Genomic DNA, 24,770 nt, shown 5'->3' with positions numbered 1-24,770 from the left:
ATCGACCAGCGTATGTCCGGAACATGTCCGTGCGATGTCCCGCAGAGTCAGACAGCACAAGGCTGTAACCGTATACATGGGACGTGAAGGATGTGCTAATTTCCGTCCTTTAACGGGAGAGGCCCATCCATCATGTTCGAGCGTCAGCGTCGCACCAAGATCCTTGCCACCCTCGGTCCGGCTACCGATCCGCCGGGCGTGCTGGAGGATCTGTTCCGCGCCGGCGTCAACGTGGTGCGCCTCAACTTCAGCCACGGTGACCCGTCCGGCCAGGCCAAGCGTGCCGCCGATGTGCGCGCCGCCGCGCAGCGTGTGGGTGTGGAAGTGGGCATCCTGGCAGACTTGCCGGGCCCGAAGATCCGCATCGAGCGCTTCGCCGAGGGCAAGGTGCATCTCAAGGCCGGTGACCGCTTCGACCTGATCGCCAGCACCGATGCCGGCCCCGGCGATGCCACCCAGGTGGGCGTGAGCTACCTCGGCCTGCCGCAGGACGTGACCGCCGGTGACGTGCTGCTGCTCGACGACGGCCTGATGCAGCTGCAGGTGGTGGAAGTGCAGGGCGAGCGCATCATCAACACCGTGCTCAACGATGGTCCGTTGTCCGATCGCAAGGGCCTGAACAAGCAGGGCGGTGGCCTGTCGCTGGGCGCGCTGACCGAGCGCGACAAGGAACTGATCGGCATCGTCGCCAAGATCGGCGTGGATTTCATCGCCGTATCGTTCTGCCGCAATGCGCAGGACATGAACGATGCGCGCGAGATCGCCGAATCGCACGGCTGCTACGCCGCGCTGGTGTCCAAGATCGAGCGCACCGAGGCCATCGAGAACCTGGAAGAGATCGTCGACGCCAGTGACGTGGTGATGGTGGCGCGTGGCGACCTCGGCGTGGAAATCGGCGATGCCGAACTGCCGGGCCTGCAGAAGAAGATCATCAAGGCCTCGCTGGCACAGAACAAGGTGGTGATCACCGCAACCCAGATGCTGCAGTCGATGGTCGAAAGCCCGATCCCGACCCGTGCCGAAGTGCTGGACGTGGCCAACTCGGTCATCGACGGTACCGATGCGGTGATGCTGTCCGCCGAAACCGCCGCCGGTGCGTATCCGGTCAAGGCGGTCGAAGCGATGGCGCGCATCTGCCTGGGCGCCGAGCGCCAGTTCCAGACCGAGACCGACTTCGGCGCTTCGCCGCGCAACCTGGAACGTGCCGACCAGGCCATTGCCATGGCCACCATGTTCCTGTCCCAGCACGTGGGCGTGCGCGCGATCGTGGCGATGACCGAATCCGGTGGTACCGCGCGCTACCTGTCGCGTTTCCGTGCCTCGGCACCGGTGTTCGCGGTCACCCGCCACGACGGCGCCCGCCGGCAGATGGCGCTGATGCGCGATGTGTTCCCGATCAACTTCGACAGCCGCGGCTTCACCCCGCGCGAAGCCGCACGCGGCAGCATCCGCCTGCTGGTGGAGGGCGGCATGCTGCAGGCCGGCGACCGCGTCGTGTTCACCAGCGGTGAGCACATGGAAACCCACGGCGCGACCAATACCCTGCGCCTGCTGGAAGTGGGCGACGACGGCCGCGCCAGCGGTCTCGGCGACCTGTAAGACGTATCGCGTCGGGTCGGAGCCGCTACGCGGGTCCGACCCGGGGTCAGATCCCCGGAGGGGCTCTGACCCGATCCGGCAGGACATTTCCTGTCCCGCACAGACAGTGGAACCGGTTCCATCCGAGCCTCCACGTCGGGGCAACGGATAGCGGGGCTATACTTACGTTTTTCCCGCACCCGCCACAGGAAGTACATGAGCATCGAACAGCTGGCTGAAACCGCCCAGGCCATGGTTGCCCCGGGCAAGGGCATCATCGCGATCGACGAATCCACCGGTACCATCGCCAAGCGCTTTGCCAGCGTCGGCATCGAGAACACCGAAGAGAACCGTCGCGCCTACCGCGAACTGCTGCTGACCACGCCGAAGCTCAACGAGCACATTTCCGGCGCCATCCTGTACGACGAGACCATCCGCCAGTCGACCAAGGACGGCGTGCCGTTCGCCAAGTACATGTCCGACCACGGCATGATCCCGGGCATCAAGGTGGACAAGGGTGCGCACCCGCTGGCGGGCTGCCCGGGCGAGCTGGTCACCGAGGGCCTGGACGGCCTGCGTGAGCGCCTGCAGGAGTACTACAAGCTGGGCGCACGCTTCGCCAAGTGGCGTGCGGTCATCAACATCGGCGAGAGCATTCCGTCGGGCACCTGCATCGAGTCCAACGCGCATGCGCTGGCCCGCTACGCCGCGCTGTGCCAGGAATGCGGCCTGGTGCCGATGGTCGAGCCGGAAGTGATCATGGACGGCGAGCACGACATCGAGACCTGCTACGAAGTCACCGAAGCCACCCTGCGTTCGCTGTTCGACGCGCTGTACCAGCAGAACGTGCTGCTGGAAGGCACCATCCTGAAGGCTTCGATGGTCATCTCCGGCAAGGGCTGCGACGAGCAGGCCGATGTCGAGGAAGTGGCCGAGTCGACCGTGATGTGCCTGAAGAGCACCGTGCCGGCGATCCTGCCGGGCGTGGTGTTCCTGTCCGGTGGCCAGAGCGATGAGCAGTCCACCGCCCACCTCAACGCCATGAACCAGATGGGCAACCTGCCGTGGCCGCTGAGCTTCTCTTATGGCCGTGCCATGCAGCAGGCGGCACTGAAGCTGTGGGGCAAGGACATGAAGGGCAACTACGCCGCAGCACAGAAGACCGTCTACGAGCGCGCCAAGGAAAACGGCCAGGCCGCGCTGGGCAAGTGGAACGGCTGATCCGTCGTTGCGCAGCATGAACTGAACAAGGCAGCGCCGGCATCACGCCGGCGTTTGCTTTTGCCGGTATCGTTGCCGCCTCCCGCACGCCAGGCCAGTGCGTGGGGCATACATGGAAGGCCAAGGAGAAAAAACATGCGTATCACAGCAATCACGCTGGCCGTTGCCACGGTGCTGGCTGTCGGCGGCTGCAACCGGCTGGGCGGCAGCACGGACGTGGGCAAGGCCCCCTCGCTGGAGTTCGACAAGCCGGTGTCCGGCGAAATCACCTCGCGCAGCGGCGTCAATTTCAACGATGGCAGCCACCATCAGCTGTACCAGCTGAAGCTGGAAGACAAGCAGCTGGTCGGCATCAAGCTGACCGGTGCGCTGCGCGGCTCGATCGCCGTGTTCAACAATGGCGTGCTGGTGGCCAGCAGCAACTCGGTTTACGAGCGCGGCAACGACGTCTCGCTGGCGTTCCGCGCCAACGGCACTGGCAGCTACCAGGTGGCCATCAATGCCGACGGCCCCTCCGCCTTCGGTCCGTACCGCCTACGCGCCGAGAAACTGGTGCCGTATGACGGCAAGCCGATGGTGGCCGAAGGTGAGATCGCCGACCTGCTGGTCTCCAAGTCGCAGGATTACACCCTGCAGGTGGACAAGGCGGGCATGTACGAAATCCGCCTGGAATCGAAGGCGTTCGATACAGTGCTGAAGCTGGATGGCAACGGCGTCCAGTCGGAGAACGACGATGGCGGTGATGACACCAATTCGCGCATCGGCATGCCGCTGGAACCGGGCAAGTACACCCTGCGCGTGCGCAGCCTGGATGAAGACAGTACCGGCGCTTTCAAACTGACGGCCAAGCGCACCGAGCTGCCGGCCAACATGGTCATGCGTGATGGCACCTCCCTGCCGAACACCGGCAGTGTGTTTGCCATGCTCGATGGCGAAGGCCGCCGCCGCTTCCTGCTGAGCCTGCCGCGTGCGGCCGATGTGCGCCTGGACGCGATTTCCAGCCAGGTGGATACGGTACTGCGCGTGGTCGGCGGCGACGTGGAGCTGGTCAATGACGATGGTGGTAACGGCACCAACGCACGCGTGGAAGAATCGCTGCCGGCCGGCCACTACACCGTGGACGTGTCCAGCCTGAGCGATGAAGCGGGCATGGTGGAAGTACGCGTGCAGATCGACGGCGCCGCTTCGGCCGCTGCATCAGCTGCTGCTGCGGCGACCGCCGATGCCGCCGTTGAAGCGACGGACTGACGCCACTGCAACGGATGCAAACGAAAAGGCCGGGCAATGCCCGGCCTTTTTTTTCCACATCCGTCGTTGTTTCAATGCGCCGGCACGAAGCCGGTATCGCCCAAGGGCGACAGCAGCGAACCGCGCCCGCTGTCGGCGACCTGGCCTGCGGCCGACAGTGCCTGCTGGTAGGCCTTGGCGGTCGCCGTGTTGAACGCCACCAGCACGATCCGCATCGGCTGGGCGTGGCTGCGCTGCCAGGCGAGTGTTTCGGTGACCGCGATCTGTGCGGCCTGGTACAGCGGATAGCCATACACACCGCAGCTGATGGCGGGGAACGCGATCGACTGCAGGTTCAGTGATTCGGCCAGCTGCAGCGACTTCCAGTAGCAGTTCGCCAGCAATGCCGGTTCGTCGCGCTGGCCATCGTGCCAGACCGGACCGACCGTATGCAGTACGTGTCGTGCCGGAAGCGCATAGGCATCGGTTGCGCGCACCTCACCGGTCGGGCAGCGCACACCGGGGCGCAGCTCCGGCAGACGCTCGCACTCGGCCAGCAGGCCAGGGCCGGCCGCACGATGGATGGCGCCGTCGACACCGCCGCCACCGAGCAGTGATTCATTGGCCGCGTTGACGATCGCATCCACCGCCAGGGCCGTGATGTCGCCCTGCCACACTTCGATCTTCATGCGTCCGTCTCCTGCCTGTAGTTGTTGCGCGCCGTGCCCACGCTGGCTGCACCCGCATCTTGCGGGACAGGGCATCGATGCTGCGTCATGACCGTCTCATGCACTGCGATCCGCGCTGTTCATGCACGATGGCTGGCGGCGCCTTATCGATGCTGCGTCATGACCGTCTCATGCACTGCGATCCGCGCTGTTCATGCACGATGGCCGGCGGCGCCTTCACGCAGGCTGAAGCGAGCGCCGCACTCGGGTAAAACGAAAGTTTTCGGGGTGAATCTCTTATGATTTCTGGGGAAAGCTGTCCGCTTCCGTCGGCAATACCCAGACAGGATCGCCCAAATAGCAAACGCCCACCGCGAGGGTGGGCGTCATCCTGCTGTCATCGACAACGCGGCGATCAGGGCAGACCGGCCAACCAGTCGTCGTCCGAACCTTCATTGACGTCGGCGAACAGCGGCGTGGAGAAGTAGCGTTCACCGGTGTCCGGCAACATCGCCAGGATCACCGCGCCCGGTTCGGCGCGATCTGCCACGTCCAGTGCGCTCGCAACCGTGGCACCGGCGGAGATGCCGACGAAGATGCCTTCCTCCGCCGCCAGCCGGCGGGCGGTGGCGATCGCGCGGTCATCTTCCACCGTCACCAGTTCGTCGACCACATTGCGATTGAGCACATCGGGCACGAAGTCCGGGGTCCAGCCTTGGATCTTGTGCGGCTTCCAGTCATCGCCCTTCAGCAAGGCGGCGCCGGCCGGCTCGGTGGCGATGATGCGGGTGTCCGGGCGGGCGACCTTCAGTACTTCGCCGACGCCGGTCAAGGTGCCGCCGGTTCCCCAGCCACTCACGAAGTAGTCCAGCCGCTTGCCGGCGAAATCACGCAGGATCTCCGCGGCGGTGGTGTTGCGGTGGTAGGCCGGGTTGGCCGGGTTGGCGAACTGGCTGGCCAGGAACCAACCGTGTTCCTCGGCCAGCTCGCGCGCCCTGCGCACCATGCCGCTGCCGCGCTCGGCGGCCGGGGTCAGGATGACCTTAGCGCCGTAGGCCCGCATCAGCTTGCGGCGTTCCACCGAGAAGGTCTCGACCATGGTCGCCACGAACTTGTAGCCGCGTGCGGCCGCCACCATCGCCAGGGCGACGCCGGTGTTGCCCGAGGTGGCTTCGACGATGGTGTCGCCCGGCTTGAGCAGGCCACGCTGTTCGGCATCGAGGATGATCGCCAGCGCCAGGCGATCCTTCACCGAGCCGCCCGGATTGAAGGACTCGACCTTGGCGTACAGGGTCACACCCTGCGGCGCCAGTCGCTGCAGCTTGACGATGGGGGTGTTGCCGATGGTGTCGAGGATGGAGTCGTACAGGGCCATGGGAGCGCTCCAGGAACAGGCCGCGCCGGGCTCGGCGGGCGGAAAGGAAGTGGGCTGGCTGTTCAGGCCAGCGGCTGCCGGCTGACCGTAGCGCCGGCATATGACGCCCGGAAATGACCAGATACCTTTCTTAAACAACCTTTGGTTATAAGCTGGTGACGGCAATTGACCCTAGAGTGGACCTCCGCCCCCACATCGCCCGCCTGCCATGACGCTGACCCAGCTGCGCTACCTGGTTGCCATCGCCGACGCCGAGCTGAACATCACGCTCGCCGCCTCGCGCGTGCATGCCACCCAGCCTGGGCTGTCCAAGCAGCTCAAGCAGCTGGAGGACGAACTGGGCTTCCTGCTGTTCGTACGCAAGGGGCGCAGCCTGGAGTCGGTCACCCCGGCCGGCACCGAAGTGATCAGCCGCGCCCGCGCGGTGCTGTCCGAGGCCAACAACATCCGCACCTACGCGGCCAACCAGCGTCGCGAGAGCCAGGGCCAGCTGATCCTGACCACCACCCACACCCAGGCGCGTTTCGTGCTGCCGCCGGCGGTGGCGCGCATCAAGCAGGCCTATCCGCAGGTCAGCGTGCACCTGCAGCAGGCCGGTGAGGCCGATGCGCTGGACCGGCTGAACCAGGGCGATGCCGATATCGCGATCATCAGTACCGCCGGCAGCGAACCCAGCGACGGCATCGCCGTGCCGCTGTTCCGCTGGCGGCGGCTGGTGGTGGTGCCCAAGGGCCATCCGCTGGACCGCGCCGGCCGCGTACCGGACCTGGCAGCATTGGCCCGCCAGCCGCTGATCAGCTATGAATCCTCGACCCGACCCAACTCCTCCCTGCAGCGCGCTTTTGCCGCGCAGAGCCTGGTACCCGATCTGGCGCTGACCGCACTGGATGCGGACCTGATAAAGACCTATGTGCGTACGGGTCTGGGGGTCGGGCTGCTGGCCGAGATGGCGATCAGCGCCAACGACGAGGATCTGCGGGTATGGCCGGCGCCGGCGCCGATCACCGAGTGCGTCGCCTGGGCGGTGCTGCCGCGCGACCGGGTGCTGCGCGACTACGCGCTGGAGCTGGTGCATGTGCTGGCCCCGCAGATTGATCCGCGCGACCTGCGGCGGGTGCTGGATGGCAACCAGGCCGCGTCCTGGCCGGTGCCGCCGACCTGGGAATCGCTGACCCAGACCATCACGGTGTGAGGTTGGTCGAGCAGGGCTGCGCCCTGCACCTGCGGTAGTGCCGGCCGCTGGCCGGCAACCTCAGCAGCAACAGCAACAGCAACAGCAACAGCGTGCATTCCGTGGGATGGCGGGGCGGTGTGGGTAGGCAGGACACGCCGTAAACCCATCCATGGGGGCTCGATGGCGCCATCCATGGCGCCAACGGTCCTGCCTACCCACACCGCCCCGCCTCTGACAGATTCCGGCGGCCTTTGGTAGGTGTCGACCTTGGTCGACACGGTAGATCCACGCGATGCGTGGATGCTTTTCGATCAATTGTCTGAATATTCGATTTCGTTGGAGATTCATCCACGCATGGAGTGAATCCATCAGGCACCGGGAAATTGTCAGAGGTGGGTCGGTGTCGGATTGCGGGGTGTCCGCGGCATGGATGCCGCGGCCAAGCCCCCAGGGATGGGTTCACGGCGTCCCCGCAATCCGACACCGACCCGCCATCCCACGGAATGCCAGCTTCTGCTGTTGCTGTTGCTTGAAGCCTCTGCGGGTGCAGGGCGCAGCCCTGCCGATAAACCCCCTCCTGCGACGGTTCGTCGCACGGTGCCTTCTGGAGGCACCTCTACACTAGCGCGGTGATCCGTACCGGCTGCCTGCGTCGAACCCTGCTCCAGCTCGCCTTCATCGCGACGCTGTTGATGGTGCTTGCGCCGCTGGTCAGCCGTGCGCTGCAGGCGCCTCAGGGTCAGATCCCTTCACCACAGGGAAGGGCTCTGACCCCATCCACAATGCATGGCGGCATGGACCATGCCCACATGCATCACGGCGATATGGCTGAGGGTCAGAGCCCTTTGCCGGGGCAAAGGGATCCCACCCCGCCCGCCGATCCGCACGCCATGCATGGCGAGGCCTGCGAGTACTGCGTGCTGGCCATGCGCCTGCTGCCGTGGCTGGCCGTGCTGGTGCTGCTGCTGCCCTTGCTGTGGCGGCCGAAGCCGGTGTTCCCATGGTCGCAGCCGCGACTGCCGCTGCTGCATTGGCCGGCACATGCCGCGCGTGGCCCGCCGCTGGTCTCCACCGTCCGCTGATTTCCCTATCGAATCCGTCGCACGAGGCCTGCAAGGGCGTCGTGCGCGCGTGCGTACCTTGGAGCTGTTTCCATGAAAATGACTTTCCCCGCTGCGGGCGCCCGTGCGCGCCTGCCGTTTGCGCTTGGCGCTGCCCTGGCCGCCCCCTTCGCCCATGCCGCGCCCGCTGAAGAAGCGCGGACGCTGGATACGCTGGTGGTCACCGCCGCCGCGCCGTCCTCGCCGTTGCACTGGGTGACCGATCCGCGCCTGCCGCGGCAGCCGGTACCGGCCAGCGATGGCGCCGATTACCTGAAGACCGTTCCCGGCTTCTCCGCCATCCGCAACGGCGGCACCAACGGCGATCCGGTGCTGCGCGGCATGTTCGGTTCTCGCCTGAACATCCTCAGCAACGACGGCAATCTGATTGGCGCGTGTCCCTCGCGCATGGACAACCCGCTGTCCTACATCTCGCCGGAGAGCTTTGACCGGCTGACCATCATCAAGGGCCCGCAGAGCGTGCGCTGGGGCGCCGGTGCTTCTGCGGGCACCGTGCGTTTCGAGCGCGATACCCCGCGTTTCGATGCGCCCGGGCTGCGTGCCGATGCCAGTGCGCTGGTCGGCTCACGCAACCGCAACGACCAGGTGCTGGACCTGACCCTGGGCAATCCAACGGGCTATGTGCGTGCCAGCGGCAATCGCTCCGAAGCCGATGACTACAAGGACGGCAACGGTGATGTGGTTCCGTCGAAATGGCGCAAGTGGAATGGCGACGTAGCGGTGGGCTGGACGCCTGACGCCGATACCCTGCTGGAGGTCTCCGCCGGTGCCGGCGATGCGATCGCGCGCTACGCGGGGCGGGGCATGGATGGTGCCGCGTTCGAACGCACCAGTTACGCCGCACGCTTCGAGAAGCGCAATCTGCCCGGGGCGTGGGACACGCTGCAGGCGAACGTGTACTACAACGAAGCCGACCACGTGATGGACAACTACACGCTGCGTACGCCGAACCCACACAGCATGATGCCGATGCCGATGGCGTCGAACGTGGATCGCCGCACGCAGGGCGGGCGCATCAGCGCCGAATGGCGCTGGCAGGACGTGCAGCTGGTGGCCGGCATCGACGGCGAAGACAGCCGGCATCGCGGCCGCATGGGCATGGGGCGCGATACCTATAAACAGGCGGACTGGAACACCGACGCCGATTTCCGCCGCTACGGTGCGTTCACTGAACTGACCCTCGGTGCGGACACCGATCAGCGTTGGATCGGCGGGCTGCGCATCGATCGCGCCAGCGTGCGCGATGAGCGTGCCGACATCGGCGGCATGATGATGGCCATGCCCAATCCCACCGCCGGCCAGCGCCGCAGGGAATGGCTGGGCAGTGGTTTCCTGCGCTACGAACAGGACCTCGCCGACGGCCTGACCTGGTATGCGGGGCTGGGCCACAGCCAGCGCATGCCCGACTACTGGGAACTGTTCTCGCCCGATCATGGGCCGGCAGGTGCGGTGAACGCGTTCACCGGCATCCAGCCCGAGCGCACCACCCAGCTCGACGTCGGCCTGCAATACAAGGGCCCGCGCGTGCAGGCCTGGGTCTCGGCCTATGCGGGTCAGATCCAGGACTACATCCTGTTCACCTATCGCGGCAGCGGCATGATGGGCATGAGCCAGGCTGACAATGTGCAGGCACGCATCGCCGGTGCCGAGGCCGGCCTGCAGCTGCGGCTGGACGAGCAATGGAAGCTGGGGGGCACCCTGGCCTATGCCTGGGGCGAGAACCGCGATCAGCATCGACCGTTGCCGCAGATGCCGCCGCTGGAAGCACGCTTGAGCGCTGACTGGGAAGGCCAGCGCTGGAGTGCCGGTGCGCTGGTGCGCGCGGTCACCCATCAGCATCGGGTCGCGGACGGGCAGGGCAACGTGGTCGCGCAGGACCTCGGGCCGAGCAGCGGCTTTGCCACGCTGGCGCTCAACGCGGCCTATCGTTTCAGTTCGCAGCTGCAGCTCAGCGCCGGTGTCGACAACCTGTTCGACCGTGCCTACAGCGAGCATCTGAACCTGGCCGGCAGCGCCGACTTCGGCTTCCCCGCTGACCCTGTGCGCATCAACGAGCCCGGCCGCAGCCTGTGGATGAAGGTGAACTACCGGTATTGATCCGCCGGGCATGGCCCGGCGCTACCGGTGCGCCGCGCACAGAAGGCCTGCGTCCAAAGAAAACGGGGTCGGATCCCCGCCAGGTTCCGACCCCGCCCGGCGCCCTCGGCCAGGCCCCTCGACTGTACGACGGCATCGCCCCTGGCGGGATGGCCTGATACATCCCGACATACGCCGACACTGCGTCGGTGCCCCCTGCATGGAATGGGCACACGGCGCTATCGCAGCCCCCGTTCCACGCCGGTAAACGCTTGGCACATACCGCTTTTGCGGGGCCTTGCCTACACTCGGCGGCCGTGGATCGCTCAGGATTGTTCATGTTGGCTCGTATCGCTTCGACCCTGGCCCTTGGCCTCAGCCTGGCCGTGCTGGCCGGGTGCGCAGGCAAACAGGAGGCCGCCGCACGTCGGCAGGGCGAAGCCGTGCCGGTCACCGCGCAGGTCGTGCAGGCGGTGCAGTGGAACGACACGCTGCAGGCGCTGGGCACGGCCAAGGCGCGCGAGTCGATCAGCGTGACCGCCAAGGTGAGCGAGATCGTCGAGCGCGTGCACTTTGAAAGTGGCCAGCAGGTCGCCGCCGGTGCGCCCCTCGTGACACTGCGCGGGCAGGCCCAGGAGGCCGCATTGGTGCAGGCGCAGGCGACCTTCCGCGAAGCCGACCAGCTGTACAAGCGCCAGCGCGAACTGGCGGCGCAGCGGTTGGTATCCAGTGCCACCCTGGACACGCAGAAGTCGATCCGCGACGCAGCCGAAGCGCGGGTGGCACAGATGCAGTCGGACATCGGCGACCGTCGCGTGCGCGCGCCGTTCGCCGGCGTGCTCGGCATCCGCCAGATCAGCCCGGGCACGCTGCTGACGCCGACCACGGTGATCGCCACCCTCGACGACGTCGAGCGCATGCACGTCGATTTCCAGGTGCCGGAAGTGGAACTGGCGTCGCTGACCACCGGCGACAAGGTGCAGGCCACCAGCGTGGCCTGGCCGGGCCGCACCTTCGAGGGCGAGGTCAGCACCATCGATGCACGCATCGACCCGGCCACCCGTGCGGTGACCGTGCGTGCCGACTTCGCCAATGGCGACCATGCGCTGCGGCCGGGCATGCTGCTCGACGTGCGCCTGTTCCATCCCGATCGACCGGCCCTGGTGGTGCCGGAAATCGCGGTGGTGCAGGTCGGTCGCGACAGCTTCATGTACCGCATCAAGGCCGATGACACCGTCGAACGTGTGGACGTGGTCACCGGCGCACGTCGCGCCGGCGTGGTCGAGATCAAGCAGGGCCTGCAGGCCGGCCAGCGCATCGTGGTGGACGGCACCGGCAAGCTGCGGGCGGGCCTGAAGGTGGCAGCCTCCGACGCCGCGCCCGCCAGCGGCGCGCAGCCGGCGACGGTTGAAGCACCTGCAGCCGCCGAGGGTCACGGCGGATGAAGCTGTCCGACATCTCCATCCAGCGGCCGGTGTTTGCCGTGGTGATGAGCCTGTTGCTGCTGGTGCTGGGCGTGATGTCCTTCACCCGGTTGACGCTGCGCGAACTGCCGGCCATCGACCCGCCGATCGTTTCGGTCTCGGTGGACTACACCGGTGCCTCGGCAGCGGTCATCGAGAGCCGGATCACACAGGTGCTGGAAGACGCGCTGGCCGGCATCGAAGGCATCGATACGATCAACGCACGCAGCACCAATGGCCGTTCGCAGGTCAGCATCGAATTCACCTCCAACCGTGACATCGAAGCGGCGGCCAACGACGTGCGCGACGCGGTCAGCCGCGTGGCCGACCGCATGCCCGAAGAGGCGCGGCCACCGGAGATCGCCAAGGTCGAGAGCGATGCCGACCCGATCATCTGGTTCAACATGGTGTCCTCGACCATGGATACGCTGGAACTGAGCGACTACGCCGACCGCTACGTGGTCGACCGCTTCTCCAGCCTCGATGGCGTGGCCCAGGTCCGCATCGGTGGCCGCCAGCGCTATGCGATGCGCATCTGGCTGGACCGCGACCAGCTGGCCGCACGTGGGCTGACCACCGGCGATGTGGAAACCGCGCTGCGCAACGAGAACGTGGAACTGCCGGCCGGCCGCATCGAATCCACCGACCGCGATTTCACCCTGCGCGTGGAGCGCAACTACATCAAGCCGGAAGACTTCGCGACCATCCCGCTGGGCAAGGGCAGTGATGGCTACGTGGTGCGCATGGGCGATGTGGCGAAGATCGAGCTGGCCTCGGCCGAGCGTCGCGCTTACTACCGCAGCAACGGCGAGCCCGGCATCGGCCTGGGCATCGTCAAGACCTCCACTGCCAATTCGCTGGATGTAGCGCGCACCGCGCGCGCCGAGGCCGAACGTGTCGCGCTGACCCTGCCCAAGGGCACGCAGATCTTCGTTGCTTTCGACAACACCACCTTCATCGAGGCTGCCGTCGACCGCGTGTACGCCACCCTGGTGGAGGCGATGATCCTGGTGCTGGCGGTCATCTGGCTGTTCCTCGGCAGCTTCCGCGCGGCGTTGATTCCTGCGGTCACCGTGCCGGTATGCCTGGTGGCGGCGTTCATCGCGCTGTACGCGTTCGACTTCTCGATCAACCTGCTGACCCTGCTCGCGCTGGTGCTGTGCATCGGCCTGGTGGTGGATGACGCGATCGTGGTGGTGGAAAACGTGCAGCGCCGCATCGACCTGGGCGAACCGCCGCTGGTGGCGTCCAAGCGGGGTACCGCGCAGGTGGCGTTCGCGGTGATCGCCACCACCGCCGTGCTGGTGGCGGTATTCCTGCCGGTCGGCTTCCTGGAAGGCAATACCGGGCGCCTGTTCCGTGAACTGGCGGTAGCCCTGGCCGCCGCTGTCGCGCTGTCGGCGTTCGTCGCGCTGACGCTGACGCCGATGATGGCCTCCAAGCTGCTCAAGCCGCATACCGGGCAGGCACCGCGCGGGCTGCACGGCTTCATCAACCGCAATCTGGAACGCCTGGCCGGCGCCTACGGCCGCGTGCTCGATCATCATGTCGATCGCACGTGGATCTACCTGCTGGTGATGGCCGCTGCGTTGGCGGCCAGCTGGCTGCTGATCAAAGTGCTGCCTTCGGAACTGGCCCCGGCCGAAGACCGTGGTTCGTTCCAGATCATGATCGACGGCCCGGAAGGCGCCGGCTACGACTACACCGTGCAGCAGGTGCAGCAGGTCGAAGCGCTGCTGGCACCGCATGTGGGCGCGGACAAGCCGATCGTGCGCGCCAACCCGCGCGTGCCCGGCGGCTTCGGGGCAAGCGAGGAAATGCACACCGGTCGCGTCAGCGTGTTCCTGCAGCCGTGGCGCCAGCGCAGCGAAGGCACGCCGGAAGTCGCCAACGAACTGCAGAAGGAACTGGACACCATCCGTGGCGTGCGCGTACGTACCCAGGTCGGTGGCGGCCTGGTACGCAGTGGCGGGCAGCCGTTCCAGATCGTGCTGGGCGGCCCGGAATACGCCGAGATCGCGCAGTGGCGCGACCGCATCCTGCTGCGCATGGCCGACAACCCCGGCCTGGTCGGCCCGGACTCGGACTACAAGGAAACCCGTCCGCAGATGCGGGTGAACATCGACCGCCAGCGTGCGGCCGACCTCGGCGTGCCGGTCACCGCGATCGGTTCGGCGCTGGAAACGATGATGGGCTCGCGCCGCGTCACCACCTTCGTCGACAACGGCGAGGAGTACGACGTGCTGGTGCAGGCCGGCCGTGATGGCCGCGCCAGCCCCGCCGATCTGGCCGCGATCCGCGTGCGTGCGACCTCTGGCGAGTTGGTGCCGTTGTCCAACCTGGTCACGCTGAGCGAAGTGGCCGAGGCCGGAACCCTGAACCGCTTCAACCGCCTGCGCTCGATCACCATCAGTGCCGGCCTGGCACCGGGTTATCCGCTGGGCGAGGCCATCGCCTGGGCCCAGCAGGTGACCGGCGAAGAGCTGCCGCAGTACGCGCAGGTGAACTGGAAGGGCGAATCGCGCGAGTACCAGAGTGCGGGCGGCGCGGTGCTGCTGACCTTCGCCATGGCCCTGCTGGTGGTGTACCTGGTGCTGGCCGCGCAGTTCGAGAGCTTCATCCACCCGCTGACGATCATGCTGACCGTGCCGCTGGGCGTGCTTGGTGCGCTGGTTGGCCTGTGGCTGAGTGGCGGCACGGTGAACCTGTTCAGCCAGATCGGCATCGTCATGCTGGTCGGCCTGGCGGCCAAGAACGGCATCCTGATCGTCGAATTCGCCAACCAGCTGCGCGACGATGGCCGCAGCGTGCGCGAAGCGATCATCGAATCGGCGATGGTGCGCCTGCGTCCGATCCTGATGACTTCGATCGCCACCGTGGTCGGCGCCATCCCGCTGGTGGTGGCCGGTGGCCCGGGCTCGGCCAGCCGTGGCACCATCGGCATCGTGATCATCTTCGGCGTCACCCTGTCCACCTTCCTGTCGCTGTTCGTGGTGCCGGCGTTCTACGCGCGGCTGGCCCCGTACACCCGCTCGCCGGAGGCGGTGAAGCGCGAGCTGGAGAAGCAGGAGGCCGACTCGCCGTCGGTGGGTGGTCATGCCTGAGCAGGCGCGGATCCTGCACGGCGCAGGCTTCCTGCTGCGCTCCTGGCGCAGTGATGACCTGCAGTCGCTGCTGCATCACGCCAACGACGCGGACGTCTCGCGTGGGCTGCGTGACCGCTTCCCGTATCCCTACACCCGCGAGGATGGCGAAGCTTTCCTGGGCGGACGCGTACTGGCCCCAGGCACGTTGAACCTGGCCATAGAGATAGAGGGCCAGGCCTGTGGCAGCGTTGGCGCCCAGCAGGGCGTGGCCGAGCGCGGGCATACCGCGGAACTAGGCTACTGGCTCGGCCAGGCCCACTGGGGGCAGGGCCTGATGACCGCTGTGGTCGGCCTGTTCGCGCCCTGGGTGATGGATGAACTTGGCCTGTTCAGGCTGCAGGCCACGGTGGTCGACTTCAACCTGGGCTCGGCCCGGGTACTGGAAAAGAACGGTTTCCAGGAGGAGGGCGTGGAGCGCTGCGCCGTCTACAAGCGCGGCGTCCTGCATGACCTGCGCCGCTTCGCCCGGGTACGCAGGCAGCTTCCGTAACAGGCCGCCGGGCACGGCCCGGCGCTACCGCAGGGGGCACGGTCATTGCCGGTAGCGCCGGGCCATGCCCGGCGGAGAACATGCCCCTACATCCGGCGCTATCGCAGCGACCTTCGATCAGGGAGAATCGACCGGTCCCTTCCAGCCGACGGGACGTCCTCACAACCCGCCGACTGGAGAGAGCGCGCGTGGAAGCTACCGTACATTTCATCAACAGCATCATCTGGAGCAAGGCGCTGATCTTCATGTGCCTGGCCGCCGGCCTGTTCTTCAGCCTGCGCACCCGCTTCATGCAGATCCGTGGTTTCGTCGAGATGTGCCGCCTCACCGTGTCCGGTGAGAAATCCGACGCCGGCGTGTCCTCGTTCCAGGCCCTGGCCATGTCGATGGCCGGCCGCATGGGCATCGGCAACATCGCCGGCGTGGCCACCGCCATCGCCTTCGGCGGCCCCGGCGCGATCTTCTGGATGTGGGTGATGGGCTTCCTCGGCGCCTCCACTTCGTATGTGGAATGCACCCTGGCGCAGATCTACAAGACCAAGGATGCCGAAGGCCGCTACCGCGGTGGCCCGGCCTACTACATCGAAAAAGCGATGGGCCTGAAGTGGTATGCCATGGCCTTCGCCATCGCCACGATCATCGCCGCCGGCTTCCTGATGCCGGGCGTGCAGGCCAATGCGATCGCCGACAGCGTCATCAATGCCTGCCGTGGCACCGCGCTGTGCGGTCCGCTCGATGGCCAGGCCTTCGGCATGGAATCGGCGCAGGCGCTGAAGCTGGGCATCGGCATCGTCGTCGCCCTGCTGCTGGGCGTGGTGATCTTCGGTGGCGTCAAGCGCATCGCCAACTTCGCCGAAGTGGTGGTGCCGTTCATGGCCGCCGGCTTCATCCTGATGGCCATCGTCATCATGATCATCAACTACGACCGCGTGCCGGAAATGTTCGGCATCATCTTCAAGAGCGCCTTCGGAACCCACGCCGCGTTCGGCGCGATGATGGGCCTGGCGGTGGAATGGGGCATCAAGCGCGGCATCTACGCCAACGAGGCCGGGCAGGGCTCGGGACCGCACGCTGCGGCGGCCTCCGAGGTCTCTCACCCGGCCAAGCAGGGTTACGTGCAGGCCTTCGCCATCTACTTCGATACCATGATGGTGTGCACCGCCACCGCCTTCCTGATCCTGGCCAGCGGCACCTACAACGTGTACTCGCCGGTCGCCGGCGCTGAGCCGATCTTCCAGGGCCTGGCCGGCATTCCCGAAGGTGCGGGCTACGCGCAGGCGGGTGTGGAAGCAGTGCTGCCGGGCTGGGGCTCGGCCTTCGTGTCGGTGGCGATCTTCTTCTTCGCCTTCACCACGATCATGGCCTATTACTACATGGCCGAAACCAACCTGACCTACGTCAACCACAACAAGCGCCGGCCGCTCACCGTGCTGCTGCTGCGCCTGGGCATCATCGGCATGGTGGTGTTCGGTGCCTTCCACAACGCCACCCTGGCCTGGGCGCTGGGTGATATCGGCGTGGGCCTGATGGCCTGGCTGAACATCATCGCCATCCTCATCGTGCAGAAGCCGGCCATGCTGGCCCTGCGCGATTACGAACGACAGAAGAAGCTCGGTCTCGACCCGATCTTCGACCCCGATGCCCTGGGCATCAAGAACGCCGATTTCTGGCGTCAACGCAAGCTGGAGTTGTCCCGTAGTGAATGATCCCTGGAAGAATGCCCGCCGCCCGTCGTCGCGACCGCCGCGGGCCACCCCGCTGCCACCGCGTGAGGGCGGCACCCCGCCACCGCCGGGGCGTGGCAACGACGAACTGCGCCTGTACGGCTGGAACGCGGTGCAGGCCCTGTTCGCCAAGCGTCCGCAGGCGCTGCGCAAGCTGTACCTGGTGGAATCGCTGATTCCGCGCATGCAGCCGGTGCTGAAGTGGTGCGTGGCCAACCGCGTGGGCTATCGCGTGGTGGAGGAGGGCGACCTCAACAAGCTGGCCGCCACCACCCATCACGAAGGCCTGGTGGCCGACGTGCTGCGTGCGCCGGTGTTGCCGCTGGCGCAGTGGCTGGCCGAACTGGGCGAAGGCCCGGCGCTGGCACTGTGGCTGGATGGCGTCGGTAATCCGCACAACTTCGGTGCGATCCTGCGCTCTGCCGCGCATTTCGGGGCCAAGGCGCTGCTGCTGCCGGCCAGCAGTACGCTGGCGCTGTCCGGCGCGGCCGCACGCGTGGCCGAGGGCGGCGCAGAGTCGGTGCCGCTGGTGCAGTTGCCTGAGGATGCAGAAGCGATGGCGCAGCTGCGCGCGGCCGGTTTCGGCCTCGCCGCGACCCTGGTCGAGGGTGGCGATGACGTGTTCCGCGCGTCGTTGCCGGCCCGCCTGGTCTACGTGATGGGCGCGGAAAGTGAAGGCATGGATCGCGGCCTGGCCAGCCAGTGTGACCAGCAGCTGTCGATTCCCGGCAGTGGCGCGGTTGAAAGCCTGAATGTCGCTTCCGCCACGGCCGTGTTGCTGGCGCAGTGGGTCAGCCAGCGCGGCTGATGGGCGTGTCTGCGGGCACCGCAAACCGGTGCCCGCACAGCGCAGTTCCAGGTCGAACGGGACTTCCCGGCAGCCGGGCAACGTCTGGCGGTTTTCCTGGCAGTGCCATGCGCAAAGCAGGCATGACGAATTGAAAGTTTCCTTATTGGTGTGCCGTTCCCGGCGACGCAGGGTGGAAGTCCATCCAACGTCGTACAGGAGCGGTTCCCATGCGTCATCCTCCTCGCAGTGCGGTGCGTGTCTGCCTGGTACTGGCACTCAGTGCGCTTGCCGCCGTTTCCGCGCAGGCCAACGAGCGCACGCTCGACGGCGTCAACTTCACCGGCCCGCTGATCACGCCCAATCCTGCCGGCATGCCAGCGGGTCACTGGTACGTCGAACCCTATCTGGTGCGGGTCGACAGTTCCTCGTCCTTCGACCACAACGGCGACCGCCACCGCATCAGCGAACGCAGCGGCGCGTGGGCGATGGTGGTGCCCATCGCATACGGCTTCAGCGAACGGGTGACCGGCCAGGTCAACCTGAGTGCATCACGCGCCGAATCCGGCAACGCACGCAGCCGAGGCTTCCGCGCCGGTGATACCACCGCACGCCTGCAATACCTGTTGCAGGCCCCCAGCGCCGATGGCACCACGCCGGCGGTGTCGATTGCCCTGGTACAGCGCTTCAGCACCGGCAGCCACGACCGCATCACCGGCAATCCGCTGGATGCGCAGGGTGATGGCGTGCAGCGCACCGTCGCCGCGTTGGCCGTGCAGCAGGTGCTGTGGCTGGGCAACGATCGGCCGCTGCGCTGGCGGGCGCAGTTCAGCGCGGGGCCGGCGCCATCGCGAACGGCCATCTCCGGCACCAGCGTGTACGGCACCGAGGACGGCTTCCAGGGCCATATCGCGCGGGGCTCGGTACTGGGTCTTTCCGTGGGCGCCGAATACAGCTTCAACGAACGCTGGGTCGGCGTGATGGAAGTTGCCGCCAGCCGCGAGACCGGCCAGCGCCTGACCGGTTTCGCGCCCGACGCTGCAGGTGGCGTCCGGCCCATCAACGAACACCGCCCGGCCAGTCGCAACCTGACCTTCGCGCCCGCTGTCGAGTACCACTTCAGCCCGTCGCTGGGGCTGATCGCCGGCGTCGAATTCACCGTTGCCGGCCGCAATACCGGCCGCATCATCAGTCCCCAGGTCGCCCTGGGCATGTTCTTCTGATGGGGGCCCTGCGATGAATGTCGAATCGATCGTCAATGCCGTGCTTGCCGTTGTCTGGAGCCCGTACCTGGTGGTGCTGTGCCTGGCAACGGGCCTGTACTTCAGCGTGCGTACCCGCTTCGTGCAGTTGCGCGCGCTGCCGGACATGCTGCGCCTGATGTTCCGTCACGAGCGCTCCGATGCCGGTGTCTCGCCGTTCCAGGCGTTGTCACTGTCGCTGTCCAGCCGGGTGGGCGTGGGCAATATCGCCGGTGTCGCCATGGCCATTGCCTTCGGCGGTCCGGGCGCGATCTTCTGGATGTGGATCGTCGCCTTCCTCGGTGCCTCCAGCGCGTTCATCGAGTCCACCCTTGCGCAGATCTACAAGGATCGCGACGCCAAGGGGCAGTATCGCGGTGGCCCGGCGTACTACATCGAGAAGGGGCTGGGCCAGCGCTGGTACGCCGTGCTGTTCGCGCTGGTCACGGTGCTGGCGGGGGCGATGCTGGCGGGCACGCAGTCCAACGCCATCACCAGTGCGGTGAACGAAGCCTGGGATGTCCCGGTGATGGTCACCACCGGTGTGCTGCTGGTGGTATTGGCGGCAATCCTGCTTGGCGGCGTGCGTCGCATCGCGCGCGTCGCCGAATGGGTGGTGCCGGTGATGGCCGTGGCCTATCTGCTGGTCACTGCGGTGGTGATGGTACTCAACGTCGAGCGCGTGCCTGAGGTCATCGCCCTGGTGCTGCGCAGCGCATTCGGTGTTGACGCCGCATTCGGCGCGATGATCGGGACCGCGATCCAATGGGGGGTACGTCGTGGCGTGTTGTCCAATGAAGCTGGCATGGGCAGTGGCGCGCATCCTGCCGCTGCAGCGGAAGTGTCGCACCCGGTGAAGCAGGGGCTGGTGCAGTCGTTCTCGGTGTACATCGACACCATGGTCGTGTGCAGCGCGACGGCCTTCCTGATTCTCTCCACCGGGCTCTACAACGTCTACGACCCGGCGGTGAACGGTGTACCGGACGAGGCGCGCCTGCTGCTGGGCAACCTTCCCGGCGTGGAAGCAGGGCCACGCTTCGTACAGCACGCGGTGGAGTCGGCCTTGCCCGGCTTCGGCAAGTCGTTCGTCGCGCTGGCGATCCTGCCATTCGCGTTCACCACCATCCTGGCCCTGTACTACATGGCCGAAACCAACGTCAGTTACCTCTGCCGCGATCGTCCCCGAGGGGGGGTGATGGGCACCTTCCAGCTGCTGTTCCTGGCCGCTACGGGCTACTCGGCGATGAACAGTGCGACAGTGGCGTGGGCGCTGGGCGACATCGGCGTAGGCATGATGAGCTGGCTGAACATCATCGCCATCCTGCTGCTGCAGAGGCCCGCGCTGGCCGCGTTGCGCGACTACGAAGATCACCGGCGTCACGGGCGTGACCCGTTGTTCAACCCGAAGCTGCTGGGGGTTCGCAATACCAGCGTGTGGGTGCAGTAAGCACCCAGGCCGGTAGCGCCGGGCATGGCCCGGCGCTACCCAGTCATGAGTCACTCCACGCACAGCGTGGAAGTGGACTCACTCGTTGGGCGGCGTGGTTGCCTTGGCTTCGCTACCGAAGTTGCCATCGGCCTCGGCCGCCAGGTAGGCAAACACGGTATAGGCCGCCACGTTCTGCGCCAGCGCCTTCGGATCGATCTTGTCGAGGGTGTCGTCGGCGGTGTGGTGCAGGTGGAAGTAGTCCGAGCCATCCTGCGCCAGCCACGCCCATGCGCCACCCTTGGCGGCCAGCGGACCGACATCCGGCCCCGGGCCGCCCTTGTCGGCGGCGTACTCGATGCCCAGCGGCTTCATCACCTCGGCAATCTGCCTGGTTGCCTCGCGCGAGCCTTCCGGGTTCGGCGAACCTGTGTTGAAGGCGTAGATGCGGCCAGCACCGAAATCGCTCTCGGCGGCCAGCTGGTGCAGGGCTACGTCCTTGGCATGCGCCTCGGCGTAGGCCTTGCCGCCATACAGGCCCTGTTCTTCGTTGGCGAAGGCGACCACGCGGATGGTGCGCTTCGGCGCCTGCTTCAGCTGGCCGATCAGATGACCGGCGGCCATGGTGATGCCCACGCCTGCGCCGTCATCGACCGCGCCGGTGCCCAGGTCCCACGAGTCCAGGTGTCCACCGATCACCACCACTTCCTTCGGCAGCGTGCGGCCGGTGATCTCACCGATCACGTTGTACGAGGTCGCCGTGCCATCCCAACCGCAGTCCAGTGCGACCTTCACCGTGGTTGCGCCACGGGCAAGCAGGCGCGCCAGCTGGTCGGCATCGGGCACCGACAGCGCCGCCGACGGCACTTGGGTCAGACCGTCATCGAAGCGGGTGATGCCGGTGTGCGGCACGCGGTGCGAATCGGTACCGGCCGAGCGCATCAGGAAACCGATCGCGCCCTTGCGGATGGCCTCGGACGGGCCCTTGCTGCGGATCGCGCCGCCACGGCCATAGTCGCGGCCATCGCGGAACGGCAGCATCTGGTAATCGACGAAGGCGATCTTGCCCTTCAGCGAACCCGCCGGTGCGGCCTGCAGCGCGGCCAGATCGGCAAAGCGCACTACCTCGGCTTCAACCGTACCGCCCGGGCTGCCACCCAGCGCGGTGATCTGCAGCGGTTGCGGGTTCCTGCCGGTCACGGCGGCGTGTTCATTGCGGCGCTCCCATTTCGGGAAGGTCACCGGTTCCTTCCACACCTTGTCAAAACCCAGTGCCTTGAACTTGGCTTCGGCCCAGGCCACGGCACGGGCGTCGGCCTCGCTGCCGGCGATGCGCGGGCCGATCTCGGTGGTCAACGATTCGACCACCTTCCAGCCGGTGTCATCGGCCAGCGCCTGGTCGCGCAGCTGCGCCGCGGTGGCCAGCGAAGCCGGCGGCAGGGTGGTGGCATGCGGCGCCGCGAAGGCCGGCGCAGCCAGCAGGGCGAGGGAGGATGCGATGGCAAGGACGCGGCGACGCATGGACAGCTCCGGGAAGGGTGTAAGCCTTGGAGCTTAACAGTCGTTCAGCGCCGCGCATGGGCGGGAGGTCATGGCCGGCGCGGATGCTGTTTTCCGCCAGATGCAGCAAAGCGAAAGCCCCGCCGGAGCGGGGCTTTCGCATGCCTCTGCGGTCGCGCCGGGCATGCCCGGCGAGCGCAGCGGCAAGATGGCGTTCCGCCAGGCATGGCCCGGCGCCACCAACCTTATTTCTTCAGGCTGTCACGGATCTCGCGCAGCAGCACCACTTCCTCGGCCGGCGCTGCCGGTGCCGCTTCCTTCTTGCGCGACAGGCGGTTGATCACCTTGATCACCAGGAAGATGGCGAAGGCCACGATCACGAACTGGATCAGCGTGTTGATGAAATCACCGTAGCCGATCACCACGGCCGGGATTTCCTTGCCATCAGGCCCGATGCTGGCCGGCGACAGCGTCCACGCCAGGTGCGAGAAATCCACCCGGCCGATCAGGTAGCCCAGCGGCGGCATGATGATCTTCTCCACCAACGCGGTGACGATCTTGCCGAAGGCAGCGCCAATCACCACGCCGACGGCGAGGTCGATGACGTTGCCGCGCATCGCGAATTCCTTGAACTCGGTGAGCATTCCCATTGTTGTTTTTCTCCTGAGGGCGAGGGGGGACAGCGCGAAGGGTAGCGCAGGTGATGTCAGCCGGCGATCACGCCGTGGCGTTCGGCCACGTTCTCAAGGCGTGCACTGAAACGGTCGCCGGGCTTCAGTGCGGCCACGCCGGACGGCGTGCCCATGAACACCAGGTCGCCGGCGCGCAGCTGCCACAGCTTGGACAGCTCGTGCAGGATCTCCGGCACGTTCCAGATCATCTGGTCGAGCAGGGACTGCTGGCGGACTTCGCCATTGATCTCCAGCGACAGATTGAGCGCGGCCAGATCGCCGACTTCACCGGCGTGCACGATCTCGCTGATCGGTGCAGAGGCATCGAAACCCTTGGCCGAATCCCACGGGTGGCCCTTCTCCTTGGCGGCGGCCTGCAGGTCGCGGCGGGTCAGGTCCAGGCCCACGGCGTAGCCATAGACCAGGGCCTCGGCGTCGGCCACGGCCAGCTCGCCGGTGGGCGCGTCACGGCCGATCGCCACCACCAGTTCCACCTCGTGATGCAGGTTGCTGGTGGCAGGCGGATAGGGGATCACATCGTCGTGGCCGACCACGATGGCGTCGGCCGGCTTGGTGAAGAACATCGGGCGGCCGCGATCATCTGCTGCGGGCACGGCAGCACCCATCTCACGCGCATGGTCGGCGAAGTTGCGGCCGACGCAGTAGATGCGGTGCACGGGAAAGCTGCCGCCTCCAACCACCGGTACACGCGGCGTGGCTGCAGCAGGGATCACATCGGAGACATCGGACATGCGGGCATCCAGGAAGGGAGTGCCCGCAGTCTAGAACGCAGCAAGGCCCGCCGTCAGCGGGCAGCGTCGATCAGCGAGAGGACGGCAGCGCCGACTTGCGCACCACGTGGTACTCGCCCTCGACCACGTTCGGGTCGACCGGGCGGCTCGGGCCGGGCTTGCGCGAAGCCAGCAGCTTCCACGCCAGGCCCACCAGGATCATGGCTGCACCGACGAATACGCCGATGAACACCATCGCGGCCAGAATCGCCAAGCCGAGCAGGCCCACGGCAACGCGCACCAGCGGATGGCGCGGCTTGCGCGGGGCAAACAGGGTGCGGAACTGGTTGAAGGCGAAATCGCGATTGAACATGGTGGCTCGATAGGCTGGAAATCAGCGAGCCATGAGTATCGGCAGCTGCCACTGTCATTGAGTGAAAAACTCGTTAAATATAGCCTTGGCTTATTACGGATCAATGACTTGTGTTCATGTCGCAGCTAGCCACATGACCAGGCATGCGACAATGCGCGATTCCGTCCGAGCCTTCGCCATGACTGCCGCTGTTGCCCTGATCACCCTGGATGCCATTGCCGATGGTGCGTTTGCCGAGGTTGAAGCGGTGGTCGATGGCGATGCCGAGTCGCTGCTGCTGTACCGCGACGGTGAGCAGGTGCGCGCGTTCCTGAACATCTGCCCGCACGCGGGCCGGCGCCTGGATTGGGCACCCGGCCAGTTCCTGAAGAGCCGAGAAGGCCATCTGGTCTGCGCCGCCCACGGCGCCTCGTTCGCGCTGGACAGTGGCGACTGCATCGCCGGCCCCTGCAAGGGCGACCGCCTGCGAGCAGTGCCGGTGGACGTACGCGACGGGCAGGTCTACCTGGCCTGATGCATCGGTGTGCGGACCAACGGTCCGCACCCACCAAGCCAACAGTCCGCACCCAACAGATCAACAGGTATCCAGAGATCCATCCACGCATGGCGTGGATCTACCGTGTCGACCAAGGTCGACACCTACCAAAGCGGTGCACGACGCCGTTCAGGCAGATTGCGGCGATCTGTCGAAGGCGGGGTGGGTCCGGTTGCGGGGGCGTGAGCGCCATGGATGGCGCGACCGAGCTTACAGGGACGTACTTGCAGCGTCCCCCGCAAC

At 66.6% G+C, this 24,770-nt stretch carries 20 protein-coding genes; 14 read left to right on the top strand and 6 right to left on the bottom strand.

Annotated elements, in window-relative coordinates:
• Positions 1-132 precede the first annotated feature (132 nt).
• The 3 genes from pyk (at position 133) to AB4Y98_RS12040 (ending at position 4,047) form a co-directional block, all read left to right on the top strand.
• Positions 133-1,599, top strand: a complete 1,467-nt coding sequence (gene pyk / locus AB4Y98_RS12050) for a pyruvate kinase (RefSeq protein ID WP_025874257.1) — start codon at positions 133-135, stop codon at positions 1,597-1,599.
• 195 nt (positions 1,600-1,794) lie between these two features.
• A complete protein-coding gene (locus AB4Y98_RS12045; protein WP_099785228.1) occupies positions 1,795-2,799 on the top strand; it encodes a class I fructose-bisphosphate aldolase in 1,005 nt (334 codons plus the stop codon).
• Positions 2,800-2,934: 135 nt separating this feature from the next.
• On the top strand, positions 2,935-4,047 hold the full coding sequence (locus tag AB4Y98_RS12040) for an ABC transporter substrate-binding protein (RefSeq protein WP_442244423.1): 1,113 nt from the start codon (positions 2,935-2,937) through the stop codon (positions 4,045-4,047).
• A gap of 71 nt (positions 4,048-4,118) precedes the next feature.
• Here the strand turns inward: AB4Y98_RS12040 and AB4Y98_RS12035 are convergent, their stop codons facing one another.
• Together AB4Y98_RS12035 and cysK are read right to left on the bottom strand one after the other, a co-directional pair.
• Positions 4,119-4,715: an O-acetyl-ADP-ribose deacetylase gene (locus AB4Y98_RS12035; protein ID WP_025874259.1), complete on the bottom strand. Its 597-nt coding sequence runs from the start codon at positions 4,713-4,715 to the stop codon at positions 4,119-4,121.
• Between the two features lie 394 nt (positions 4,716-5,109).
• Positions 5,110-6,069 (bottom strand): cysteine synthase A, encoded by a 960-nt coding sequence (gene cysK, locus AB4Y98_RS12030; protein ID WP_032975199.1) that lies wholly within the window; start codon positions 6,067-6,069, stop codon positions 5,110-5,112.
• A gap of 208 nt (positions 6,070-6,277) precedes the next feature.
• Between cysK and AB4Y98_RS12025 the strand changes: the two genes are divergently transcribed.
• The 10 genes from AB4Y98_RS12025 (at position 6,278) to AB4Y98_RS11980 (ending at position 20,738) form a co-directional block, all read left to right on the top strand.
• Complete coding sequence (locus AB4Y98_RS12025; protein ID WP_089236625.1) at positions 6,278-7,261, top strand: LysR family transcriptional regulator; 984 nt, start codon at positions 6,278-6,280, stop codon at positions 7,259-7,261.
• Between the two features lie 611 nt (positions 7,262-7,872).
• Positions 7,873-8,325 carry a DUF2946 family protein gene (locus AB4Y98_RS12020; protein WP_430766934.1) on the top strand — a complete coding sequence of 151 codons (453 nt, stop codon included), beginning with the start codon at positions 7,873-7,875 and terminating at the stop codon, positions 8,323-8,325.
• Positions 8,326-8,397: 72 nt separating this feature from the next.
• Positions 8,398-10,461: a TonB-dependent copper receptor gene (locus AB4Y98_RS12015; protein WP_442244422.1), complete on the top strand. Its 2,064-nt coding sequence runs from the start codon at positions 8,398-8,400 to the stop codon at positions 10,459-10,461.
• 317 nt (positions 10,462-10,778) lie between these two features.
• Positions 10,779-11,885, top strand: a complete 1,107-nt coding sequence (locus tag AB4Y98_RS12010; protein ID WP_025874264.1) for an efflux RND transporter periplasmic adaptor subunit — start codon at positions 10,779-10,781, stop codon at positions 11,883-11,885.
• Positions 11,882-15,007: an efflux RND transporter permease subunit gene (locus AB4Y98_RS12005; protein ID WP_025874265.1), complete on the top strand. Its 3,126-nt coding sequence runs from the start codon at positions 11,882-11,884 to the stop codon at positions 15,005-15,007. Before AB4Y98_RS12010 ends, AB4Y98_RS12005 begins: the two co-directional genes overlap by 4 nt.
• Complete coding sequence (locus AB4Y98_RS12000; RefSeq protein WP_442244421.1) at positions 15,000-15,539, top strand: GNAT family N-acetyltransferase; 540 nt, start codon at positions 15,000-15,002, stop codon at positions 15,537-15,539. The genes AB4Y98_RS12005 and AB4Y98_RS12000 overlap by 8 nt, the downstream gene beginning before the upstream one ends.
• A 188-nt stretch (positions 15,540-15,727) precedes the next feature.
• The gene (locus AB4Y98_RS11995; protein ID WP_223496347.1) at positions 15,728-17,245 is read left to right on the top strand and encodes an alanine/glycine:cation symporter family protein; all 1,518 of its coding nucleotides are present in this window, start codon (positions 15,728-15,730) and stop codon (positions 17,243-17,245) included.
• Positions 17,238-18,071: a TrmH family RNA methyltransferase gene (locus AB4Y98_RS11990; RefSeq protein ID WP_025874268.1), complete on the top strand. Its 834-nt coding sequence runs from the start codon at positions 17,238-17,240 to the stop codon at positions 18,069-18,071. The genes AB4Y98_RS11995 and AB4Y98_RS11990 overlap by 8 nt, the downstream gene beginning before the upstream one ends.
• Before the next feature lie 209 nt (positions 18,072-18,280).
• On the top strand, positions 18,281-19,273 hold the full coding sequence (locus tag AB4Y98_RS11985; RefSeq protein WP_253079497.1) for a hypothetical protein: 993 nt from the start codon (positions 18,281-18,283) through the stop codon (positions 19,271-19,273).
• A 13-nt stretch (positions 19,274-19,286) separates the two neighbouring features.
• Positions 19,287-20,738, top strand: coding sequence for an alanine/glycine:cation symporter family protein (locus AB4Y98_RS11980; RefSeq protein WP_312111521.1), 1,452 nt, complete (start codon positions 19,287-19,289; stop codon positions 20,736-20,738).
• A 78-nt stretch (positions 20,739-20,816) separates the two neighbouring features.
• On the opposite strand, the gene AB4Y98_RS11975 is transcribed toward AB4Y98_RS11980, so the two are convergent.
• The 4 genes from AB4Y98_RS11975 to AB4Y98_RS11960 form a co-directional block, all read right to left on the bottom strand.
• A complete protein-coding gene (locus tag AB4Y98_RS11975; protein WP_442244420.1) occupies positions 20,817-22,238 on the bottom strand; it encodes a M28 family peptidase in 1,422 nt (473 codons plus the stop codon).
• 224 nt (positions 22,239-22,462) lie between these two features.
• Positions 22,463-22,867, bottom strand: coding sequence for a large-conductance mechanosensitive channel protein MscL (gene mscL, locus AB4Y98_RS11970; RefSeq protein ID WP_033831860.1), 405 nt, complete (start codon positions 22,865-22,867; stop codon positions 22,463-22,465).
• A gap of 56 nt (positions 22,868-22,923) precedes the next feature.
• Positions 22,924-23,640 (bottom strand): fumarylacetoacetate hydrolase family protein, encoded by a 717-nt coding sequence (locus AB4Y98_RS11965; RefSeq protein WP_132824343.1) that lies wholly within the window; start codon positions 23,638-23,640, stop codon positions 22,924-22,926.
• 70 nt (positions 23,641-23,710) lie between these two features.
• On the bottom strand, positions 23,711-23,992 hold the full coding sequence (locus tag AB4Y98_RS11960; protein ID WP_025874274.1) for a hypothetical protein: 282 nt from the start codon (positions 23,990-23,992) through the stop codon (positions 23,711-23,713).
• A gap of 178 nt (positions 23,993-24,170) precedes the next feature.
• Between AB4Y98_RS11960 and AB4Y98_RS11955 the strand changes: the two genes are divergently transcribed.
• Complete coding sequence (locus AB4Y98_RS11955) at positions 24,171-24,506, top strand: Rieske (2Fe-2S) protein (protein ID WP_049469607.1); 336 nt, start codon at positions 24,171-24,173, stop codon at positions 24,504-24,506.
• Positions 24,507-24,770 lie beyond the last annotated feature (264 nt).

This window comes from Stenotrophomonas sp. 2YAF26 (genome assembly GCF_052114625.1).
In the GTDB taxonomy this organism is placed as follows: domain Bacteria; phylum Pseudomonadota; class Gammaproteobacteria; order Xanthomonadales; family Xanthomonadaceae; genus Stenotrophomonas; species Stenotrophomonas indicatrix.
The sequence above is the reverse complement of the archived record's forward strand: the minus strand, read 5'-3'. Positions and strand labels throughout refer to the sequence as shown.

Bases quoted from the DNA above. Each gene is read 5' to 3' on its own strand.
- AB4Y98_RS11985 (WP_253079497.1), top strand. From the start codon at position 18,281: ATGCGTCATCCTCCTCGCAGTGCGGTGCGTGTCTGCCTGGTACTGGCA.
- AB4Y98_RS12025 (WP_089236625.1), top strand. From the start codon at position 6,278: ATGACGCTGACCCAGCTGCGCTACCTGGTTGCCATCGCCGACGCCGAG.
- AB4Y98_RS11980 (WP_312111521.1), top strand. From the start codon at position 19,287: ATGAATGTCGAATCGATCGTCAATGCCGTGCTTGCCGTTGTCTGGAGC.
- AB4Y98_RS11960 (WP_025874274.1), bottom strand. From the start codon at position 23,992: ATGTTCAATCGCGATTTCGCCTTCAACCAGTTCCGCACCCTGTTTGCC.
- AB4Y98_RS12045 (WP_099785228.1), top strand. From the start codon at position 1,795: ATGAGCATCGAACAGCTGGCTGAAACCGCCCAGGCCATGGTTGCCCCG.
- AB4Y98_RS11955 (WP_049469607.1), top strand. From the start codon at position 24,171: ATGACTGCCGCTGTTGCCCTGATCACCCTGGATGCCATTGCCGATGGT.
- AB4Y98_RS12005 (WP_025874265.1), top strand. From the start codon at position 11,882: ATGAAGCTGTCCGACATCTCCATCCAGCGGCCGGTGTTTGCCGTGGTG.
- AB4Y98_RS12040 (WP_442244423.1), top strand. From the start codon at position 2,935: ATGCGTATCACAGCAATCACGCTGGCCGTTGCCACGGTGCTGGCTGTC.
- pyk (WP_025874257.1), top strand. From the start codon at position 133: ATGTTCGAGCGTCAGCGTCGCACCAAGATCCTTGCCACCCTCGGTCCG.
- AB4Y98_RS11975 (WP_442244420.1), bottom strand. From the start codon at position 22,238: ATGCGTCGCCGCGTCCTTGCCATCGCATCCTCCCTCGCCCTGCTGGCT.
- cysK (WP_032975199.1), bottom strand. From the start codon at position 6,069: ATGGCCCTGTACGACTCCATCCTCGACACCATCGGCAACACCCCCATC.
- AB4Y98_RS12010 (WP_025874264.1), top strand. From the start codon at position 10,779: ATGTTGGCTCGTATCGCTTCGACCCTGGCCCTTGGCCTCAGCCTGGCC.
- AB4Y98_RS11965 (WP_132824343.1), bottom strand. From the start codon at position 23,640: ATGTCCGATGTCTCCGATGTGATCCCTGCTGCAGCCACGCCGCGTGTA.
- AB4Y98_RS12000 (WP_442244421.1), top strand. From the start codon at position 15,000: ATGCCTGAGCAGGCGCGGATCCTGCACGGCGCAGGCTTCCTGCTGCGC.
- mscL (WP_033831860.1), bottom strand. From the start codon at position 22,867: ATGGGAATGCTCACCGAGTTCAAGGAATTCGCGATGCGCGGCAACGTC.
- AB4Y98_RS12035 (WP_025874259.1), bottom strand. From the start codon at position 4,715: ATGAAGATCGAAGTGTGGCAGGGCGACATCACGGCCCTGGCGGTGGAT.
- AB4Y98_RS12015 (WP_442244422.1), top strand. From the start codon at position 8,398: ATGAAAATGACTTTCCCCGCTGCGGGCGCCCGTGCGCGCCTGCCGTTT.